This window comes from Microcystis ichthyoblabe FBCC-A1114, assembly GCF_050500245.1.
Classification (GTDB): Bacteria; Cyanobacteriota; Cyanobacteriia; order Cyanobacteriales; family Microcystaceae; genus Microcystis; species Microcystis ichthyoblabe_A.
The window spans coordinates 21,713-42,334 of sequence record NZ_CP191408.1; the positions used below are offsets into that span (position 1 = coordinate 21,713).

The window sequence follows — 20,622 nt, forward strand, 5'->3', positions numbered from 1 at the left end:
TCTACACAGTATCAGGATACACAAAAACAGGTTTTCTCGAAAATGATCGGTGAGTTGAACGGTTATAAACAAGTGTATCAGCTGCAGCTGGAGTTAGATAATCTGGAACAAGAAGCGATCAAAATGGCCAAAGTAGCCATTAATCTAGAACAATACCTAAAACCAATTATTGGACAGTTTCAAGGCTTGATCGATCGCGTAGTGACCATTGACGGGGAACTTTCCCCCAGTGTCAGCGAAAAAGATGCCTCTAGTTTAGCAGTTGGATAGATTTTCTTATATACTTTTTCCCCAAGTATGACAACTGGGGAAAGCTGGAACGGTGGCACACCATAAATCATCCTCTTGCCAAACAATAACTTTAATATTCATCTTTAACTTTTTTGTTCTTATACGTCGAAGTAATGATCGATATCAATCGGGAACCACTCCCCATCTAATACCTGTTCGAGGGAGAAAGGAGGCTCGACAGGAATCGCATCGCCAGTGACGGTTTTCGCTTGTATTAGGGTTTTTCGAGCGTTCGAGTAGGCTTTTTGAAAATAATCCCGCGCATGGTTACTGAGAGTAGTGGTTTCTAGCCACTCTCCTAGTTGAGTTCGGAAACTGGCAATTTCTCCTACCCAGTGACAGACGTTGCGTTCTCGCTCCCGTTCCGATCTGTGATAAGCTAACTTAAACAGGTGTTCGATAAGCTGGGTTAATAAACTTTCTACAGCCCGTCTGTCACTTTTCCCCATGCACTCCACTTCCTCGATCAGATTTTCCCAGTCCACCTCATCAAACTTTTTTAGCTTTAAAAGTTCGGCGGTTTTTGAAGCCCAGAGAACAAAATCCTGATCGTATAAGGCTTTCATTGATAAAGCTGTTTCTACTGCCATAGTTTCGTTCCCACTGATCATAAAACTATGTCTTTAGCTTAACTTTACTAGCGCAAACCTTTTTAACTTTTTTGTCTTTCACTAAGCAGTATAACTCGATCTCATCAGACGTTATACAATAAATCTTGTCCCTCGATCGCATTTTCCCATGACTACCCCCTTCACTGCCGCAGAAATTGCCTCAGAAGGCATCAAACCCGAAGAATACGAAGAAATAGTCAAAAGACTGGGAAGACACCCCAACAAAGCCGAATTAGGAATGTTTGGCGTGATGTGGTCGGAACACTGCTGTTATAAAAACTCCCGGCCGCTGCTCAAACAATTCCCCACCATCGGCGAAAAAATTCTCGTCGGACCGGGGGAAAATGCCGGAGTAGTGGATTTAGGCGATGGATTGCGATTAGCCTTTAAAATCGAGTCCCATAATCATCCTTCTGCGGTGGAACCGTTCCAAGGTGCCGCTACCGGAGTCGGAGGCATCCTGCGGGATATTTTTACCATGGGGGCCCGTCCTATTGCTATCCTCAACTCCCTCCGTTTTGGTAACTTGCAAGATGCCCGCAATCGTCGCATTTTTGCCGGAGTGGTGGAAGGAATAAGTCATTATGGCAATAGTGTCGGCGTTCCCACGGTGGGCGGTGAGATATACTTTGATAATGCCTACAATGGCAATCCCCTAGTTAATGCCATGGCTTTAGGGCTAATGGAAACCGAGGAAATCGTTAAATCCGGGGCAAAAGGTCTGGGAAACCCAGTTTTATACGTTGGTTCTACCACCGGCCGCGACGGTATGGGAGGGGCGAGTTTTGCCAGTGCCGAATTAACCGATAAATCGATGGATGACCGGCCTGCGGTGCAAGTGGGCGACCCTTTTCTGGAAAAATCCCTGATAGAAGCTTGTTTAGAGGCATTTAAGACCGGTGCGGTGGTGGCGGCCCAGGATATGGGGGCTGCTGGGATCACCTGTTCTACCTCCGAGATGGCGGCCAAGGGAGGGGTGGGAATTGAATTAGACCTCGATAAAATCCCCGTCCGGGAAACTGGGATGGTCCCCTACGAATATCTGCTATCGGAATCCCAAGAAAGAATGTTATTTGTGGCAGCATCGGGACGAGAAGGCGAATTAATCGAGATTTTCCATCGTTGGGGACTTCAGGCTGTGGTCGCTGGCCAGGTAATTGCAGAACCGATCGTCCGTATATTATTTAAAGGGGAAATTGCCGCCGAAATTCCGGCCACGGCCCTAGCGGATAATACTCCGATTTATCATCGGGAATTACTAACAGAACCGCCGGAATACGCCCAAAAAGCTCAATTATGGCAAGATAGCACGATTCCTATTCCCGAATCCTATAACGAGATTTTATTAAAACTGCTGGATAGTCCCTCGATTGCCTCAAAACGCTGGGTTTATCGTCAATATGACCATCAAGTCCAGAATAACACCGTTATTCTCCCCGGGGGGGCTGATGCGGCCGTGATTCGCGTGCGTCCTCTGGGTGCTAATCCCGCAAATTCTCGGCGAGGTGTAGCGGCGACTACAGATTGTAATCCGCGATATGTTTATCTTGATCCCTATAACGGAGCTAAGTTGGCCGTGGCGGAAGCGGCCAGAAACCTTAGTTGTGTTGGTGCCGACCCCATTGCTGTCACGGATAATCTCAATTTCGGAAGTCCAGAGAATTCAATCGGTTATTGGCAATTAGCCACTGCTTGTCAGGGTATTGCCGAAGCTTGTCGGGAAATGAATACACCGGTGACTGGGGGTAATGTCTCTTTGTACAACGAAACCGTTGATGCAGCTGGCAGCCCCCAGTCTATTTATCCGACTCCCGTGATTGGGATGGTGGGATTAGTGCCGGATATCGGGCAAATTTGCGGCCAAGGTTGGCAAAAAGCGGGGGATTTAATCTATCTTTTGGGTTTCTCCTTGCCAACTATCGGCGCTTCCGAATATTTAGCCGTTATTCACGGTTTGGTGACGGGAAAACCGCCGGTAATTGATTTTGAGTTAGAAAGAAAGGTACAAGCGGCCTGTCGTTGGGGAATTCGCGCCGGTTGGCTGAAATCTGCCCACGATTGCGCCGAGGGAGGTTTAGCCACTGCTCTGGCAGAATGCTGTATTAGTGGGCAGTTAGGGGCGGAAATTGACCTTTCTTGGCAGCATCAAGGCCGTTTTGACGCGGTGTTATTCGGGGAATTAGCTAGTTGCATTATCGTCTCCGTTTCCTCCGAAAATCAGCAAGATTGGGAAGAATACCTAAAGACACAATTAGGAGACTATTGGCAAATAACCGGCAAAGTTAGCGAAAAAAACGAGAATCTTCGGATTTTTGACCGGGATAAACAACCAGCGATCGATGTTAGTCTAGAAACTATACAGCAAGTTTGGTCAAAAGCGATCGAAAGAAGGCTGTAATCTTGAGGCCGTCAGCTAGATAAGATGGCCGATTATATCGGTAAATAAAGGCTGATAGCTGATAAATAAATCGTTAAAAGAAGATTAAGATCGGTTAAGATTTTGTTACCAAAGTATTCTGCAGCCCCAACCCTCCCATGTCTAGCCATCCCGACTCATCTGTATCTTTTGCCAGTGTCGATAAGCCTGAAGAAGCCTGTGGAGTTTTTGGACTCTATGCCCCCGAGGAAGAAGTAGCAAAACTGACCTATTTCGGACTCTATGCCCTGCAACACCGAGGACAGGAATCGGCAGGTATTGCCACCTACGACGGGAAAACGGTGCATTGTTACAAGGAAATGGGCTTAGTTTCCCAAGTTTTTAACGAAACTGTCCTTAAAACCTTGCCGGGTACTCACGCCGTTGGTCATACTCGTTACTCTACCACCGGTTCTAGCCGTCGGGCCAATGCCCAACCTGCCGTGATCGAAAGCCGTTTGGGTAAACTTTCCTTAGCACATAATGGCAATTTAGTCAATACTTTTGAGTTAAGAAATGTATTAGAACAGCGCGGTTGTGATCTCGTCACCACCACCGACTCGGAAATGATCGCCGTCGCTATCGGTCAGGAAGTGGATAGTGGCAAGGATTGGATACAAGCGGCGATCGATGCCTTTAGTTATTGTAGCGGGGCTTACAGCCTTGTTATCGGCACACCGACGGGAATTATCGGGGCGCGGGATCCCAATGGTGTCAGACCCTTAGTAATTGGGGTTTTGCAAGAAGAAGGCAATCCCTCCCGTTATGTTTTAGCTTCGGAAACCTGCGGATTAGATATTATCGGGGCCGATTATCTGCGGGATGTGCAGCCGGGGGAATTAGTTTGGATTAGTGAAGATGGCTTATCTTCGGTGGATTGGGCCATTAAACCGGAGAAAAAATTATGCGTTTTCGAGATGATTTATTTTGCTCGTCCCGATAGCATTGTTCACGAGGAATCTTTATATACTTATCGGGTACGTTTGGGGGAACAATTAGCCAAAGAGTCGCCGGTAGAAGCAGATATGGTGATGGGAGTTCCCGATTCGGGTATTCCGGCTGCGATCGGATTTTCGCGCATTTCTGATATTCCCTACGCGGAAGGATTGATTAAAAATCGTTATGTGGGACGGACTTTTATTCAACCAACCCAACACATGAGAGAGTCGGGAATTAAGATGAAATTGAATCCTTTAAAGGATGTTTTACAGGGAAAAAGAGTTATTATTGTTGATGATTCGATCGTGCGGGGAACCACTAGCCGGAAATTAGTTAAAGCTTTACGCGATGCCGGAGCAAGAGAAGTTCACATGAGAATATCTTCTCCTCCGGTGACTCATCCCTGTTTTTATGGCATTGATACGGACAACCAAGAGCAATTAATTGCGGCAACTAAATCGGTGGCCCAAATTCAGGCACAAATCGGGGTGGATAGTTTAGCTTATCTCAGTCACGATGGAATGTTAACAGCAACGAAGGAAGATCCGAAAACCTTCTGTACTGCTTGTTTTAATGGCGATTATCCGATTCCTGTACCTGATAATGTTAAGCGATCGAAGTTGATCTTAGAAACAGTTAAATAGCCTCACGGCTAAATCCTCTGAAAACAATCGGCAATTTCCTGGGGAGTTAAAAGAGAATTGGGATAACCGGAAAGTTGTCCTAATTTTTGTGCTAATAAAACTGCTTGGGGTGGAGTTAGATAGGTTTTGGCCAAGAGATCGGTTTGATGATAAGCTTGCCGGATTGGGGCATCTAAAAGGATAGTTCCTTGACCCATGATAATTACTCTTTCGGCGTATTCTGGCATTAAATAGAGGTGATGGGTAATCACAATAACCGTTTTGCCCATCTGGTGTAATTGACGGCTCACCTCTAAAATTGCCTTAGCCCCTTGGTAATCTTGGCCGGTGGTGGGTTCATCAAAGACCACTATACGCGGTTCCATGGCTAAAATTGCCGCAATCACTACCCGCGCTCGATCGCCTTTTGGTAAGGAGAGAGGATGATAGGAGCGATATTCTAGCAATCCCATGGCTTCTAGACTTGCTTCCGTGCGTTGGGTGACGATTTCTGGAGGATAACCGAGATTAGTCAGGGCAAATGATACTTCTTTCTCGACAGTGGTGTTAAAAATCTGATTATCGGGATTTTGGGCTACATAACCGATCGAACGAGCTAAATCACTGACAGAAAAGCTATTGATTGAACGTCCATCAATCATAACTTGACCGGTGGTCGCCGAGAGAAGATTGAGAAAATGCTTGACTAAAGTGCTTTTTCCCGCGCCATTTTGACCGATAATCAGCAGATATTCCCCTTCAGCAATATCGAGGGACACATCCCGCAAAGCGGTAGTACCATCGGGGTAGGTATGGCAGAGATTTTTTACCCTCAGTATGGGGTTTAAGGGGTCAGAAACCGACGATAAGGGAGGGTTTGGGGTGACAAGATGATAAAAGGATTTAAGCTCGTTTAAACGGGCAAAACTGCGGTCTAGGGTGACAGGAATAGAATTTATCGCCCCGATTTTTTGATCGATCAAAGCAAAAGTAGTGGCCACTTGCGGGGGACGCAGAGCATTTTCCTGTAAACGCTGTACTTGGGAGTAGATCTCTGCTGGGGTTCCCATGGCTTCGATCGCACCCTCCCTTAATAGTACCAGGCGATCGGCATATTCGGCCATTTCCTCGGCTGCGTGGGAGACCATCACAATGGTGACACCGAGATGGCGATTTAATTCCTTAATGGTGGCGAAAACTTCCTGGGAGCCTACCGGATCCAGTTGGGAGGTGGGTTCATCGAGAATTAACAAAGCGGGCTGAACTGCGAGGGCAGCGGCGATCGCTAATCGTTGTTTTTGTCCTCCTGATAATTCCCCCGGCGATTTTTTTTCCATTCCCTCTAACCGGACTGCCGCTAAAACTTTGGGAATGCGCGCTTTAATTTCCTCTCGCGGTAGCCGTAAATTTTCTAGGGTAAAAGCGATTTCATTTTCTATCGAAGTGGCTAAAAGTTGCGTTTCGGGATCTTCAAATACTGCCCCCACATAGCGGGCCAGGGTGCTAACGGGATGGGTTAAAGTGTCTAAACCGGCTACTGTTGCATAACCAAAAAAACGCCCTCCGTAAAATTGGGGGACAATACCGTTAAGAGTTAAACAGAGAGTAGTTTTTCCTGCACCTGTGGGCCCGATAATACCTAAAAATTCGCCTCGATGAATTGCTAAAGAGATATTTTTAAGCACTAGATTGGAGGATTCGGGATAAATATAGGAAACTTTCTCTAATTGGGCGATGATTTCCATTATCGGTGGGGAATAGAAGACGGGAGTGGAGTAGATAGGGAGATATTTTTCAGGGAAATTTGAATGAGGGACGCTTCTATTTTCCGCTATTTCGATCGATGAACTTGATTATCACACAGGCGGCCTACTACTCTGTGATTTATCCCGCAATTTTACCAGTTACTCCTCGCCCGTTCGCATAAAAACTTAATATTTCTACTCTTGACAAATTTGCTTTAAAGTGCTTACAAAATCGGGGTAGGAAATGCCGGCCGCTTCAGCGCGATGGATAGTGGTGGGTTGACGGGAATTGAGGGCAGCGATCGCTAGACTCATGGCAATGCGATGATCGGTAAAACTGTCCACTTCCGTGCCGAATAGGCCTGTACCGCCGGTAATCTCTAAACCATCGGGTAATTCCGTTACTTTTGCCCCTAGGCGATCGAGTTGGGTGGCCATCACCGTCAGGCGATCGCTTTCTTTCACCCGTAATTCCTCAGCATCCTTGATAATTGTCGTTCCTTGGGCAAAAACCGCCGCTACTGCCAAAATCGGAATTTCATCGATCAGACGGGGTATAATCTCACCGGCGATCGTGGTTGCCTGTAGTTGACTGGATTTCACCCGCAGATCCGCCACCGGTTCCCCCGTCACCACCCGTTGATTTTCGAGGGTGATATCTGCCCCCATTGCCTGTAAAACCTGTAAAATTCCAGTTCTAGTCGGGTTTATTCCCACATTTTCGATTAATAACTCGGAATTAGGCACTATTGCCCCCGCTACCAACCAAAAGGCCGCCGAACTGATATCCCCCGGTACAATCACCGTTTGTCCAGTTAAAGTGGGATAACCCGTCACCGTGACGCTATTAGTCTCCCCATCCACCTCAATATTTGCCCCAAAAGCGCGCAGCATCCGTTCACTGTGATCACGAGATAAAGCGGGTTCCGTGATTGTGGTTTTCCCCTCCGTTAACAGTCCAGCGAGGAGAAGACAGGATTTTACCTGTGCAGAAGCAACGGGAGAATAGTAGTGGATCGGTTGCAGACATTCCCCAGAAACGGCTAAAGGAGCCAAAGAATTGGCTTTTCTGCCCCAAATTTGCGCCCCCATTTCTTTGAGGGGTTTCACCACCCGGGACATGGGACGCGATCGCAGGGAAGCATCACCGGTAACGACAAAAAAACGGTCCTGATGACCGGCCAATAATCCTAACATTAAGCGGATCGTCGTGCCAGAATTGCCCGCGTCAAGGATTTCTAAGGGTTCCTCAAGATTGCCTAAACCCCTACCTTTGACGATCACTTTCTCGCTGTTGAGTTGGGAAATTTCCACACCCATGGCACGAAAACAACTAGCGGTACTGCGGGGATCTTCGCCCAATAATAACCCATGAATAACGGTTTCTCCTTCGGCGATCGCTCCTAACATCAGGGAACGATGGGATATGGATTTATCGCCGGGGATAGTGATTTTTCCGCGTAATCCCGTGATTTTGGCTGGATCGATGACTAAATCTTGATGGGATTGAAGGGGGTTAAGGGTGACAATAGACATGATCGTTAGGCAGATGAAGACAAGCTCGATCTATTTTCCCTCTTTACCTCGCCCTTTCCTTGTCAAGTTATGTAAAGAATATTAAGCTAGAAGCATAACCTCTTGTCCCCTAACCCTACGATTTTTTACTAAAATGACTGCTATAATCATTTCAGATAAGTCTGATACAATCTATAGCGTTTCTGATTCACAAGAGGTACATTCCCGATCCTGAACAGCTTAATCAGCAAAGGTTTAAGTGTGCCACACAGATGCGATAACCGCTATAGACCAGTTAAACCCTTATGAACTCTGGCATTGATATTCTCAATCTTAGTTGAAATGACTATAACTGATAACTGATAACTGATAACTGATAACTGATAACTGATTATGTCTCGTCGTCAACTGTTGAGTTTTTTAAGCGTAGTAATTCTGGCATTTTTTGCCCTTATTCCCGATGCTAACGCTTTAGGTGGCCCCCAACCCCCTTTAAATCAACCGGCACCCGATTTTAGCCTACCGACTAACACGGGAGAAGGGAATATTTCCCTATCGGATTATCGGGGTAAGTGGGTAGTTTTGTATTTTTATCCCAAGGATTTTACCCCCGGCTGTACCCTAGAAGCGCGGCGTTTTCAGCAGGATTTGCCGAAATATATGGCTAAAAATACGCAAGTTTTAGGGGTAAGTGCCGATGATGTCGATTCTCATGCGGAATTTTGTGACTCGGAGGGTTTAAAATTTCCCTTACTGGCAGATACTACCGGAGATGTTAGTAAAGCCTATGGTTCTTGGATGGGTTATGTTTCCCTGCGTCATACCTATCTTATCGATCCGCAGGGGATTTTAAAAGAGATTTATTTAGGGGTAAATCCTGCCATTCACAGTGCCGAAGTTTTAGCGCGTTTAGAGGAATTACAGGCGAGTTCATAAAAAAAATCCCGACCACGATTTTTTTATCGGTGCGGGATATAGACTAACAACCTTAACCGAGATAATCAGGACTAATTGCAATTATCGTCCTTATCACCCTTACAGTCACGGTTTTGTAAAATTAGCGGCCAAGAGGAAGGGTCAAAATGGTTATCTTGACTATTAACCGCTAAAGTGTGAGGAATTGAACCTAACAGCAAGGAGGCCACAACAAAAAAGGTTAACGAGATTTTCATGGTTTTACTCCCTTAGACACCATCAGGTAATTGACCTATTTTTAGCATAGGGTTTTCCCGCTCGGATGTCAGTCCCATTGCCAAGAGGGAAAAAGGGGTTAACATGGAAAAAAAGGGAATTTGAGTAGAATAAAGTAGAACGGGATGAAACCACAGGGATGGGACGAGTTTCTCAAACATCTAGCCAGAGAATACGGTGTTCAAGGCAAATTAAAGGAAATTTTTTTGGTTCGTTTTGCCTATGAAAATTGGCGCAAACCGGATGAGGAAATTTGGGAAATGGCTGAGGCTGCCAGCCATGAAACCTATAAAAAACAAATGACTAAAATCTATAGCTATTTCTCGGCAGATAAAGATAATGGCTGTCCCGAACTCGAATTAGGTAGTAAAGGGCCGGGTAAGTTCCAAATCCTCCGAGAATGGTTCAAAGATATCAAATATCCTGAATGGAGAAATCAACCCGTCCCGATACTAGCAGAAAAATCAGTTATAGATACTTATATTAGCCGCCCTCCCGTCGAAAGCGACTGTTATCAAGAAATTAATCGTCCGGGGTCACTCATTCGCATTAAATCCCCTGAAAAGACTGGTAAAACTTCTCTCCTTAAACATCTGCTCGCTCAGGCAGATAGTTGGGGACATAGCACAGTTTATATTAATTGTCAAGTGGCAGAAAAGGCGATGTTTGCCAGTTTAGACCGATTTTGTCGCTGGTTTTCGGCAAATGTCAGCCGAGAATTGGGTTTAAAGCCGCAATTAGATGAATATTGGGATGAGGAACTATTTGGCAGTTTAATCAGTTGTCAAACCTATTTTCAGTCCTATCTTTTGGAACAGATTAACGGGCCGCTCTTTTTGGCCCTAGATAATTTAGACAGAATTTTCGAGTATCCCGACATCGCTAGGGATTTTCTGCCGCTTTTGCGCTGTTGGCACGAAGAAGCTAATAATTTAGAAATCTGGCAGAATTTGCGGTTAGCGATTGCTAATTCCACGGAAATCTATATTCAATTGGACGCTAATCAATCTCCCTTTAATGTCGGCCGTGCGATTAAATTACCCGGTTTTAGCCTCGAACAACTGGAAAACTTGGCTAGTAGCTACGGATTGCCTAAAAATGAAGATAATCAGCGTTTTATCGGGGATTTAATCGCTCTAGTTGCTGGTCATCCCTATCTTAGCCGTTTGGCCCTGGAAGCGCAGGTGCGTGGGGAAAAAAATATTCTCCCTAATGCTGCTACCCAAGGGGGAATTTATGCGGCACACTTGCGTCATCACTGGGATAATCTGCAAAAACAGCCGGAATTATTGACAGCGATGGGGGAAGTGGTTAATTCTTCCGATAAGGGAGTGCGATTAGAACCGATTACTGCCTATAAACTGGAAAGTATGGGTTTAATTCAGTTAAAAGGCGATCTAGCCCAGCCTAGCTGTCAATTATATCAGCTTTACTTCCGAGAGGAACAGACCAGCAGCGATCTCTAGTAGATAATTATACTAAATCCGTTGAGTACAGGCTACATATCAGGACAGGCACTCATGCAAAGGGGAATAAATAATCAGTTTTTAATAACCGGATTTAGTATCACATTTGCAGAAATATCGACAATCAGCAATTATCAGTGACTCTTAAATTATTACAAATATATCAGCAGCCGCGTGTAAGCATCCCACCGAAAAGCTCATGCGCAGGGGGTTCGGGGGAGGCGCTTCGTCCCCCGACGGGGGGTTTGGGGGGTAGAACCCCCCAAAAGCTTGGATTGAGTAATAAAATCGGAAGTAACGATCAATTTTGGCAGATAGTTTCCCTTTAAAAATTCCAACTTAGTAGATTTACAAAAATGAGATGCACCCGCTCAAAGATTGCTCAACTTGCTAAAGATTGTAGTTCGGAAGTGCCATAAACTCTCACGATTTTATCTTGGCAGGCCGTGGCGATATAATTACCATCGGGACTAAAACAAACGGAATAGATTTTCTGGGGATGGGGAATAGAAATAATCGCTTTTCCTGCTTTTAAATCCCATAATTTTAAGCTTTTATCATCACCACCACTGGCTAATAGTTGATTATTAGGACTAACACTAACTGAATTGATATGATCACTATGTTCGCTGAGAGTTTTTACCTCTGTACCTCTTTTAATATCCCAGATTTTAATAGTTTTGTCTTTGCTGCCACTGGCTAAAAATTTGTTATTACTGCCGAAATCTACCGATAAAATACCTCCAAACCAATCGGAATGACCTTTTAAGGTAATACTGCTCTTTTCTCCCAGATTCCAAATAATTACCGTTTTGTCATTTTCGCCGCCACCACTGGCTAAAAGTTGACCATTTTGACTAAATTTAACTGTTAGGACTTTATCGCTATGACCTTGTAAAGTGGCTAGAATTTCTCCAGTTTTTACTGACCATATTTTCACCGTTTTATCTTCACTACCACTAGCAATAATTTCCCCATCGGGATGAACAGCTACTGCTGTAACTTTGTCTTGGTGTCCTGTTAAGGTAGAGATTAATTTTTTAGTTTCCAGTGACCAAATTCTTAGGGTTTGATCATCTCCTCCACTGACCAAAAATCCTTGACAGGGACTAAAAGCAACAGAGTTAACTCCCTTATCCCACCAACCAGCTTTTTCATGTCCTTGTAAACTAAATTTTTGATTTTTTTGCCAATCCCAAACAATAACAGTTAACTCGTTATCTCCACTAGCTAAAAATTTACCATCTTGGGAAAAAGTTAGACATTTAACCTCACCTTCATGGCCTTCTAGGGATTTAAAAGATACTAAACGATTAAACATAGTGAAAACATTAGTTAATCAAGATTTTTCGGCATTACCCGATGTTAGTGGTTCTGTAGGGGACTACTTCATCCCTGAGATAACTTTTTCCGCTCACCACAAGTACGGGTAAGCTATTGTTCCCTGATTATAACTAATTACAGTGTTTTTCGTCAAGGAGATTCATAGCTGATAAGTACCCGTTGACAATCCTAGTCGTAGGGTGGGACAATAATCGAAAAAATTGCCCGATAAATTAAGTATTGACCGTAACCTAGCCCAAAAAGGCTGCTATTTAGGGGTGCTATAGGGTAAGATTAACTATTAGGGTGGAGTTTATTGCCGATTTTAATCTTGTCCTAAGCGAGCAAAATTGACAATTGAATCTGTAATTTTAAAAATATCTATCCCGTCAATCTCATCTAACCGCAAATGCTTAAAATTTTAGTTGATGGTACACCGATAAGACAAAATCCTAGTGGAATTGGATTATATGCTTATCACCTGATTGCCGAATTAGCTAAATTACAAAACCAAGAAAACTTTTCCCTGTCCCTCTGTTTTCAACCATCGGTAAAAAACTGGCTGCGGGGTAATCTTTCTATCCCCGAAAAACTGCAATCCTATCCAGAAGTTAAATGTTTACCAATTCCCGTCAGTCTTAGCAATATCTTAACCAGATTTCCTAATCCTCTAATTCCCTATCTAGAAAACTTTCTTGATTCTCCCGATATTCTCCACGGATTGGATCATGTGGTGTATCCTTGTCGTCAGAGTCGCAAAGTTATGACTATTCATGATGTTACTTTTATAAAATATCCTGAGTTTGTCACGGGGATTGTCAAAACCTACACCCAACGGATTAAACAATCTCTACAATGGACAGATTTAGTTATTGCTAACTCCGCAAGTACCAAACGAGATATTATTGAATATTTAGATGTGAACCCAGAGAAAATTTTTGTTACTCCCCTCGCAAGTCGTTATTCTTCCCTCCCCAATCCTCCCTCATCTCTAACTATCACTAAACCCTATTTACTCTTTGTTAGTACCCTAGAACCACGAAAAAATATTATTAATCTTATCGATGCTTTTAACTATCTTAAGGACAGGTATAAATTAGACCATAATCTGATTCTGATTGGCAAAAAAGGATGGAAGTATCAACCAATTTTCGATAAAATATCTCAGTCTCCCTTTCGAGATAGTATTCAACATCTTGATTATCTTGCTGATGACTTAGTTGCGGATTATTATCAAAAAGCTGATGTTTTTATCTATCCTTCCTTTTATGAAGGTTTTGGATTACCAGTTTTAGAAGCGATGACTTTAGGTTGTCCCGTGGTAACTGCTAATACTGCATCCTTACCCGAAGTCACCGGAGACTCGGCAATATTAATTAATCCCGATAATCCCCTAGAAATTGCCACAGCAATCTATCAAGTTATTAGTGATACCTCTCTCCGTCAAGAATTAATCACTAAAGGAAAAAAACAAGCGGCAAAATTCTCTTGGCAAAAAACCGCACAAGCTACTATAAAAGCTTATCTTTCTCTTTTATAATAAGTAAGTAGTTATAATTAAATTGAAGATGGATCCCCCCTTAATCCCCCCTTGATAAGGGGGGTGCTGATCACCCCTTAATCCCCCCTTGATAAGGGGGGTGCTGATCACCCCTTAATCTTCCCTTGATAAGGGTGGTGTCTGACAACTTTTAACACCTACCTGCTTAACTAGCTAATATCTATGAATAGGAATCATCAATTATTAATCAATCTCGCTTTTCTCGGTACTAAATATACTGGATTGACTACCTATACTAAAAATCTCATTCCTCAATTAGCTAACTTAAATCCTACCCTAATCACTTCTAATAGTTACCCAGATTTTAACACCTATCCTGTGTCGGCAAACCTCACCCAAGAGCAGGGAACCAAAGGCAATATTAGGCGCTTAATTTGGACAGAAACCCAACTCTATCAAACCTATCAACAATTGAAATCCTCTCTGCTATTTACCCCTATTCCAGAAGCACCTATTTATCGAAATTGCCGCTATATTGTCACAGTTCATGATTTAATTCCCCTGCGGTTCCCGAAATTTTCTCCTTTAACTTTTTATAATAAATACTATTTACCTCAAGTCCTGAAAAAAGCCACACATATTATCGCTGTTTCCCAAGCAACTGCCTCGGATATTAATAAGTTTTTTAACATATCTCTTGACAAAATAACCGTGATTCTTTCTGGATATGATTCTCATAATTTTCGTCCTCTAAATCTGGCGACTCGTCCCTATTTTCTCTATCTTGGTCGTTATGATCCTCATAAAAATCTCGCTCGTTTAATTACTGCTTTTTCCCAAATCGATCCCGAATATCAATTATTAATTGTCGGTCAATTTGACCCCCGTTTTACCCCAGCTCTACAGCAACAGGTAGAAGCATTATCAATCTCTCAACGGGTGCAATTTTTAAACTATGTTTCCTATGAAGAATTGCCGCAACTTTTAAACCAAGCAACTGCTTTAGTTTATCCTTCCCTTTGGGAAGGTTTCGGATTACCTGTACTAGAAGCGATCGCCTGTGGAACTCCTGTGATTACTTCTAATCTTTCCTCTCTCCCGGAAGTCACAGGAGATGTGGCAATTTTAATTAATCCCTATAGTATTGATGAGATGAGAGAGGCAATGCAGCAAATCGCTACTGATGAACAATTACGTCTTAAATTAAAATCCCTGAGTCGCCAACGCGCCGAACTTTTTAGTTGGGAAAAAACGGGACAAGAAACTGCAACAATTCTGGAAAGTTTTCTCTAAAAATGGTGACAAAAAAACTTATCAATCATTGTAGGATGGGTTAGACGGCACTAAGCATTAAAACCCAAGTATATGAGAGCAAAAACCTTTACTTTCTTGGGGAGATTCAGTTTTACTTCCTATATATTATTGTGCCATTCTTCGGGAATTTGAGCGACTTTTTCTTGGCCAGTAGGCTGATGAATAGGTTTTCCTAAAGGACGAATTTTGAGATTTCCTTGCAAATAAGCGGCGATTCTTTCCCTGGCAATTTTCACATATTCTGCTTCTTTTTCACTCCCCATCACTCGACGATTGTGCATAATACTAGCAATCAGAGAAGTTCCAACCCCGGCAAAGGGATCAAAAACCCAATCCCCCTCATTTGTCAAGGCTAAAACACATCTTTCTACTAATTCGATTGGATATTGACAAGGATGAATAGTTTTCTCTGGATGATTAGATTTAACGTTAGGAATATCCCACAGTAACTCATCCCATTCTTGTGCTAAAAACTCCCAAACATCGCTGGGATTTTTTCCTAAAGGATTACCAGAGGGTTTACCGATATTTTTACCTTTAAAATGGCGCTTACCAGGGTATTTAGCGGGGATTCTCACCGGATCAAGATTAAAGATATATTTATCGGTTTTTGTCAACCATAAAATAGTTTCATACCTGCCAGAAAATCTTTTAGAGGTATGTAGTCCATGGCCAAAATGCCAGACAATTCTATTTCTTAAAAAGAAACCCATTTGTTTAAATAGCTGATAATAAAAAATATCTAAAGGATAAACTTCTCCCTCTTGAACGAAATTTCCCACCTGCCAGCAAATACTGCCATTATCTTGCAAGATTCTAGAGAATTCTCGCATAATTTTGGTTTGGGTTTCCAGATAAGTATCCAAAGAGATTTTTTTTTCGTAGTCTTTTCCTAAATTGTAGGGAGGAGAAGTAATAATCAAGCTCACAGAATTATCTGGTATAGTCTTGATAAAATTATTGCTATCTCCTTGATAAAGAATTATTTCGGCATCAGGTTGATAAAAGTCTCGCACTGATTTTGACTGAGAAAATAAGGGCAACTGATTCATAGACAATTTAGCAGAGAAGAGCCACTTTTAATTAGGGTTTGCTGAAAAAGTTTTTCCTGGGGGCAGGGTGTGGGGTTTTACCCATTTTACATCCAATATTCAAGAGAGCCAGTTTTTTAAAACAATTAATGTTATCTGTAGCCAGCAAAGATATAACAAAAATTCTACTTTTTTAGATAAAAATCGGGAAGAAAGTTTTGACTTTTTTCTATTCTTCCCTTAACTTAGATTAGCTCAAACCAGGAACGCACTCGCCCAATTCCACTGTAAAAGGTTGCCAAGGACGAGGATCAATTACCTTTGTCGGCAAGTCATGGGATGTTAATAATTCTTGAAAAGATTCGGGACTACCCCCAGCACTTAACACCGCCATTAATAATCCTTTAAACTCGATATCACCACCGGCAGCCGTAGAAATAATATATTGAGGCTGCAAGCGTTGACAGACTGCCAAGGCGCTTTCTTGTCCTTTGATTACCGGTCCGAGGAAAGGTATTTTTAAGTCAATCAAAGGGGTAATAATCACGGAGATTTTACCGAGAGAATCGAGGCTAGGAGAATGATAACCGTGGGGTTCGTAGTAGATACTCTGATTTGTCGCTAATTCCTTGATAACATAACCATTTTCCACCAGAGTCGGCCCGATTGGAGAACCGGGGACAGCAGTAATTTCGATCGCATTGTCAAAGATATAACTAGAGCCGTGGGTTAAAGAAATGCGATGGGTATAATTGAGTGCTCGAACCACTTTTTCGGCATTGGGAGAGGCCACCACGGGAATTTGGCGATCGAGTACCTGTAAAGTGGGAGGATGAGCGTGATCTTCCAAACCTTGGGAGAGAAGAATCAGATCGATATTTTCGGGAATGGCATGATTAGCGGTTTTTTTGCCCTCAAATAGCCAAGTTAAATTACCAAAAGTCAGGGAACCTACCAACCAAGGATCGAGAAGCAGGCGTTTTCCCCCGATTTCGATTAACCAAGAATTACTATCAAGCCAAGTTAACTGCATATAAGCCGAGGAATAATGGGGATTTTCTTAATTTAATTTAACATTAGCATTAACTTTTCTGCGCTTGGGGGTTTTTCAGTCATCAGTGAATGCCATTTATAGCAGTTATCTTAATGGTGAGGTAGGAAGTCTCTGGTTTTAGGGAACAGGCAACAGTAGCCAGTCGTCAGGGGGTGATACCAAATTAGGTTACACTTCATCTTGAGGAGAAACGCTGTCACACTCCTCACTCAATGCCGGTCACTGAAAACCCAAATCTGATCACTGATTACTGATTACTGATCACTGATCACTGATTAGTCAAGGCTTAAGAAATAGGGAAAGTTTAGCTATCCTAGGGAAAGTAGGCGCTAAAAGGGGAAGAAGAACGCATCAGCCGAGACTGAATTTCTATGACTAAACGTACCTTCGGTGTTATCGGACTAGCTGTCATGGGAGAAAATCTCGCTCTCAATGTGGAGAGTCGGGGTTTTCCTATCGCTGTTTACAATCGCACCGCCAGCAAAACTAAAGAATTTATGGAAACTCGCGCCGTCGGCAAAGATGTCAAGGCGGCCTATAGTTTAGAAGAATTCGTCCAAATTTTAGAGCGTCCCCGCAAAATTCTGGTCATGGTCAAAGCTGGCCCGCCGGTGGATGCCGTGATCGAACAATTAAAACCCCTTCTCGAAGAAGGGGATATGATTATCGATGGCGGTAACTCCCTCTACGAGGACACGGAAAGACGCACCCGCGACCTAGAATCAACCACTAAACTCGGTTTTGTCGGTATGGGAGTCAGTGGTGGCGAAGAAGGCGCTCTGCACGGTCCTTCCCTGATGCCGGGGGGTACAGAGTTCGCCTATCGAGAATTAGAGCCGATTTTAACCAAAATTGCCGCCCAAGTCGATGATGGTCCCTGTGTCACCTATGTGGGGTCCGGGGGTGCGGGCCATTATGTGAAAATGGTTCACAATGGCATCGAGTACGGCGATATGCAGTTAATTGCCGAAGCCTACGATGTGCTGAAAAATGGTCTAGGACTAAGCAATCAGCAGTTACAGGAAACTTTCGCCGAGTGGAACCGCACCGATGAGCTTAATTCTTATTTAATTGAAATTACCGCCGATATCTTTAAGTGTGTTGACCCAGAAACCGGTCATCATCTAGTAGATTTAATCTTGGATTCGGCGGGACAAAAGGGAACAGGACGCTGGACCGTGTTAAGTTCCTTGGAGTTGGGGGTGCCAATTCCGACCATTTATGCTGCGGTTAATGCTCGCGTGATGTCCGCTTATAAGGATGAACGGGTGGCAGCCTCAAAAGAGTTACCCGGACCTGGGGAAACCTATCCGGGGGACGCGGCACTATTTGTGGATAAGGTGCGTGATGCTCTTTACTGCTCGAAAATGTGTTCCTATGCCCAAGGTATGGCTTTAATCGCTAAAGCTTCTCAGGAGTTTAACTATAATATCAGTCTGCCGGAATCGGCCCGCATCTGGAAGGGCGGCTGTATTATTCGGGCCGGTTTCTTGGATAAAATTCGCAAAGCTTTTGCGGAAAATCCGGGCCTGCCGAATTTGTTGTTAGCACCGGAATTTAAGCAAAGTATCCTCGATCGCCAAGAGGCCTGGCGTGAGGTGTTAGTCTTGGCTAATAAGTTGGGAATTCCTGTCCCGGCTTTTAGTTCTTCTTTGGACTATTTTGATAGTTATCGTCGGGCCAATTTACCGCAAAATCTCACCCAAGCACAACGGGATTATTTTGGCGCTCATACCTATGAACGTACCGATAAACCCAGAGGTGAGTTTTTCCATACGGAATGGATGACTGAATCCTAAAGCTATCTAATATTTTCTCCCCTTTTTATTTCCAGTAAAAAGGGGAGATTTTTTTGCGATATTTTTCTGATTAAGAGTTAACTATCGGTCAAGAAATTGGTAGGGATACCAAATCAGTTTTTAATGGGATAATGGCTTTAAAAGTCAGACAGAGGAATAATTCCACAGGCTTGAATTTTGCTGAAAACGAGGTGAAGTTGCCACAATAACCAATTGCCAACTCTCCAGAAAGCCACGGAGTTTTGATGATCAGAAACCTCGGCAGATGGATCACCAAGATTTTCCTCAAAAATCAACCAATGAACCGGTAAATGACCGAGGGGAGAATTCGGCTCTAATTGAAAGTTTAGTTGCTCATAATTGAGCCATTTACCTTCCTTCCGCCAACCTAGGCGATCGCCAAGTTTCTTTTGGGTTTCATAATCCACTAAACCACCGAGACTAGAGAAAATGGCCTGCTGAATACTAAACCCGAAATGACCATTACTATAATGCAGCCAAAGTTGATCAATTTTTTTCAGTTCCGAACAAGGTAATTGAGCAATATCTTGAGGATAAACCTCATTCCAGTAGGTTCTACCCAAAATTTTTAATAGTAGTTTGGTTGTTTGGCGATCAGCCGCTTGCCACTGTTGCTTTATTAGCAAATCTTGTAATTGATTATAATCAAGATCGGCCGATTCTTGAGTTAAGATATTTGGGGAAGTCGGGGGATTTTTAGAACTAGAAGATTTGTCAAGATTGTTTTGAGTGAATTGAGAGACAACTATTGCTAGGGGAGTTTTTGGGATAGCGTCTTTTTGACAAGCCTCTTGTTCTGCTAAATGATCAGATAATTTATTGATGGTTTTTTCTAGGGAAATGAATTGTGCTGACCATTCACTTTCATTGAATAAGTAATCATTAAATTGATCAGAGGAAAAAGCCTCTTTTAACCTTGCTTCTTTCTCGTAACCAGTCGCTAGAAAATTTAGCAAAAACTCAGAACTTATGCTGGAATCTGACGTTTCTAAGAGATCAGGCTGAGGTTGAAAAATATTGTCTACCAAATACTTAATTTCTCCAACCGTTGCATAAAATTCTTCGTCCACCTTAATGACTTCTTCTATTAATAATTGAAAAGGAGCAAAATAGTCCTGTAGGTAGTTTTCAAAATTAATCGCATTTTGGGCAAGATCAGCAATTTCTTGGCGAACTCGTTGAGATTTGAGTTGATAATGATTTAATTCCTCATAAATTTTGAGTTCTTGAATAATTGCTTGCACAATTTTTTTCTGCTTTTGAGTATCCTCGGCTAATTTCTGAACTCCTTCCCCTAGTAATTTAGTTTTTCTCAACATCAAAAAAGATGTTTTTCCCAGTAGCAAAATTGCCCGAAAATTTTCCTGTTTTTCTAGCTTGAGTTGATTGAGAATATTTTGATTATTATTATTTTTAATCTCTAACTTTATTCTCTCGTAGTCTAAGATTTTTAATTCTTGATATTTTTGGGAAAATAAAATTTTGAGATTGTCACTGAGTTGGAGTAAAAAACGATAATATCCGTCTTGATAGATTTCTAGCCCGTTAATTAATAAATTATAGTCTTTAATTAATAACTGAGTCTCAATCAAGATTTCTTGTTGAGTAATTTTTTCTTTTCGTTTAATAATCTTACCAAAATAGTAATGGTAGCGAACTCCTTCTTGAATTAATTTCCGACGTTCCTTGATGATTTTCTGAAAATTCTTTAAGTATCTATTTTTAAAAACAGGAATTTGATAGCTTTGCTCATAAATGGCAATTTTTTTATAGGTCATCAGA

General features: G+C 42.7%; 15 protein-coding genes and 2 pseudogenes. 8 read left to right on the forward strand and 9 right to left on the reverse strand.

The features are described from left to right. Window positions 1-12: 12 nt before the first annotated feature. Window positions 13-249 (forward strand): annotated as a pseudogene (locus ACQY1Y_RS00115) (formylglycine-generating enzyme family protein); the annotation flags it as partial. Between the two features lie 33 nt (window positions 250-282). On the opposite strand, the pseudogene ACQY1Y_RS00120 reads toward ACQY1Y_RS00115, so the two are convergent. Both ACQY1Y_RS00120 and ACQY1Y_RS00125 read right to left on the reverse strand, forming a co-directional pair. Further along, a pseudogene (locus ACQY1Y_RS00120) lies at window positions 283-372 on the reverse strand (type II toxin-antitoxin system HicB family antitoxin); the annotation flags it as partial. Window positions 373-389: 17 nt separating this feature from the next. Continuing rightward, on the reverse strand, window positions 390-881 hold the full coding sequence (locus ACQY1Y_RS00125; protein WP_002750720.1) for a DUF29 domain-containing protein: 492 nt from the start codon (window positions 879-881) through the stop codon (window positions 390-392). 148 nt (window positions 882-1,029) lie between these two features. Between ACQY1Y_RS00125 and purL the strand changes: the two genes are divergently transcribed. Together purL and purF are read left to right on the forward strand one after the other, a co-directional pair. Then, entirely contained in the window at window positions 1,030-3,300 is a 2,271-nt protein-coding gene (gene purL, locus ACQY1Y_RS00130) for a phosphoribosylformylglycinamidine synthase subunit PurL (protein WP_430013714.1), read from the forward strand. A 137-nt stretch (window positions 3,301-3,437) separates the two neighbouring features. Then, on the forward strand, window positions 3,438-4,901 hold the full coding sequence (gene purF / locus ACQY1Y_RS00135; protein ID WP_430013715.1) for an amidophosphoribosyltransferase: 1,464 nt from the start codon (window positions 3,438-3,440) through the stop codon (window positions 4,899-4,901). A gap of 8 nt (window positions 4,902-4,909) precedes the next feature. On the opposite strand, the gene ACQY1Y_RS00140 is transcribed toward purF, so the two are convergent. Both ACQY1Y_RS00140 and aroA read right to left on the reverse strand, forming a co-directional pair. Beyond that, complete coding sequence (locus ACQY1Y_RS00140) at window positions 4,910-6,625, reverse strand: ABC transporter ATP-binding protein (protein WP_430013716.1); 1,716 nt, start codon at window positions 6,623-6,625, stop codon at window positions 4,910-4,912. Window positions 6,626-6,820: 195 nt separating this feature from the next. Continuing rightward, window positions 6,821-8,161 (reverse strand): 3-phosphoshikimate 1-carboxyvinyltransferase, encoded by a 1,341-nt coding sequence (gene aroA / locus ACQY1Y_RS00145; protein ID WP_430013717.1) that lies wholly within the window; start codon window positions 8,159-8,161, stop codon window positions 6,821-6,823. A gap of 372 nt (window positions 8,162-8,533) precedes the next feature. On the opposite strand from aroA, the gene ACQY1Y_RS00150 reads away from it, so the two are divergent. After that, the gene (locus tag ACQY1Y_RS00150) at window positions 8,534-9,076 is read left to right on the forward strand and encodes a peroxiredoxin (RefSeq protein ID WP_002738531.1); all 543 of its coding nucleotides are present in this window, start codon (window positions 8,534-8,536) and stop codon (window positions 9,074-9,076) included. Window positions 9,077-9,147: 71 nt separating this feature from the next. Here ACQY1Y_RS00150 and ACQY1Y_RS00155 read toward each other — a convergent pair whose 3' ends face one another. Next, window positions 9,148-9,312 (reverse strand): hypothetical protein, encoded by a 165-nt coding sequence (locus tag ACQY1Y_RS00155; protein WP_193977023.1) that lies wholly within the window; start codon window positions 9,310-9,312, stop codon window positions 9,148-9,150. A 144-nt stretch (window positions 9,313-9,456) separates the two neighbouring features. On the opposite strand from ACQY1Y_RS00155, the gene ACQY1Y_RS00160 reads away from it, so the two are divergent. Next, entirely contained in the window at window positions 9,457-10,797 is a 1,341-nt protein-coding gene (locus ACQY1Y_RS00160) for an AAA-like domain-containing protein (RefSeq protein WP_430013718.1), read from the forward strand. Window positions 10,798-11,179: 382 nt separating this feature from the next. On the opposite strand, the gene ACQY1Y_RS00165 is transcribed toward ACQY1Y_RS00160, so the two are convergent. Continuing rightward, window positions 11,180-12,118, reverse strand: a complete 939-nt coding sequence (locus ACQY1Y_RS00165; RefSeq protein ID WP_271935805.1) for a WD40 repeat domain-containing protein — start codon at window positions 12,116-12,118, stop codon at window positions 11,180-11,182. A gap of 411 nt (window positions 12,119-12,529) precedes the next feature. Here ACQY1Y_RS00165 and ACQY1Y_RS00170 point away from each other — a divergent pair, with 411 nt between their 5' ends. After that, window positions 12,530-13,660: a glycosyltransferase family 4 protein gene (locus ACQY1Y_RS00170; protein ID WP_430013719.1), complete on the forward strand. Its 1,131-nt coding sequence runs from the start codon at window positions 12,530-12,532 to the stop codon at window positions 13,658-13,660. Between the two features lie 183 nt (window positions 13,661-13,843). Beyond that, window positions 13,844-14,914 (forward strand): glycosyltransferase family 4 protein, encoded by a 1,071-nt coding sequence (locus tag ACQY1Y_RS00175; protein WP_430013720.1) that lies wholly within the window; start codon window positions 13,844-13,846, stop codon window positions 14,912-14,914. Between the two features lie 119 nt (window positions 14,915-15,033). Here the strand turns inward: ACQY1Y_RS00175 and ACQY1Y_RS00180 are convergent, their stop codons facing one another. Beyond that, a complete protein-coding gene (locus ACQY1Y_RS00180; protein WP_193977020.1) occupies window positions 15,034-15,987 on the reverse strand; it encodes a DNA-methyltransferase in 954 nt (317 codons plus the stop codon). A gap of 229 nt (window positions 15,988-16,216) precedes the next feature. Next, window positions 16,217-16,999 carry an MBL fold metallo-hydrolase gene (locus ACQY1Y_RS00185; RefSeq protein ID WP_149107438.1) on the reverse strand — a complete coding sequence of 261 codons (783 nt, stop codon included), beginning with the start codon at window positions 16,997-16,999 and terminating at the stop codon, window positions 16,217-16,219. A 392-nt stretch (window positions 17,000-17,391) separates the two neighbouring features. Here ACQY1Y_RS00185 and gnd point away from each other — a divergent pair, with 392 nt between their 5' ends. Further along, window positions 17,392-18,819: a decarboxylating NADP(+)-dependent phosphogluconate dehydrogenase gene (gene gnd, locus ACQY1Y_RS00190; RefSeq protein WP_002750762.1), complete on the forward strand. Its 1,428-nt coding sequence runs from the start codon at window positions 17,392-17,394 to the stop codon at window positions 18,817-18,819. A 137-nt stretch (window positions 18,820-18,956) separates the two neighbouring features. Here the strand turns inward: gnd and ACQY1Y_RS00195 are convergent, their stop codons facing one another. Next, window positions 18,957-20,618, reverse strand: a complete 1,662-nt coding sequence (locus ACQY1Y_RS00195; protein ID WP_081330814.1) for a GUN4 domain-containing protein — start codon at window positions 20,616-20,618, stop codon at window positions 18,957-18,959. Window positions 20,619-20,622: the final 4 nt, after the last annotated feature.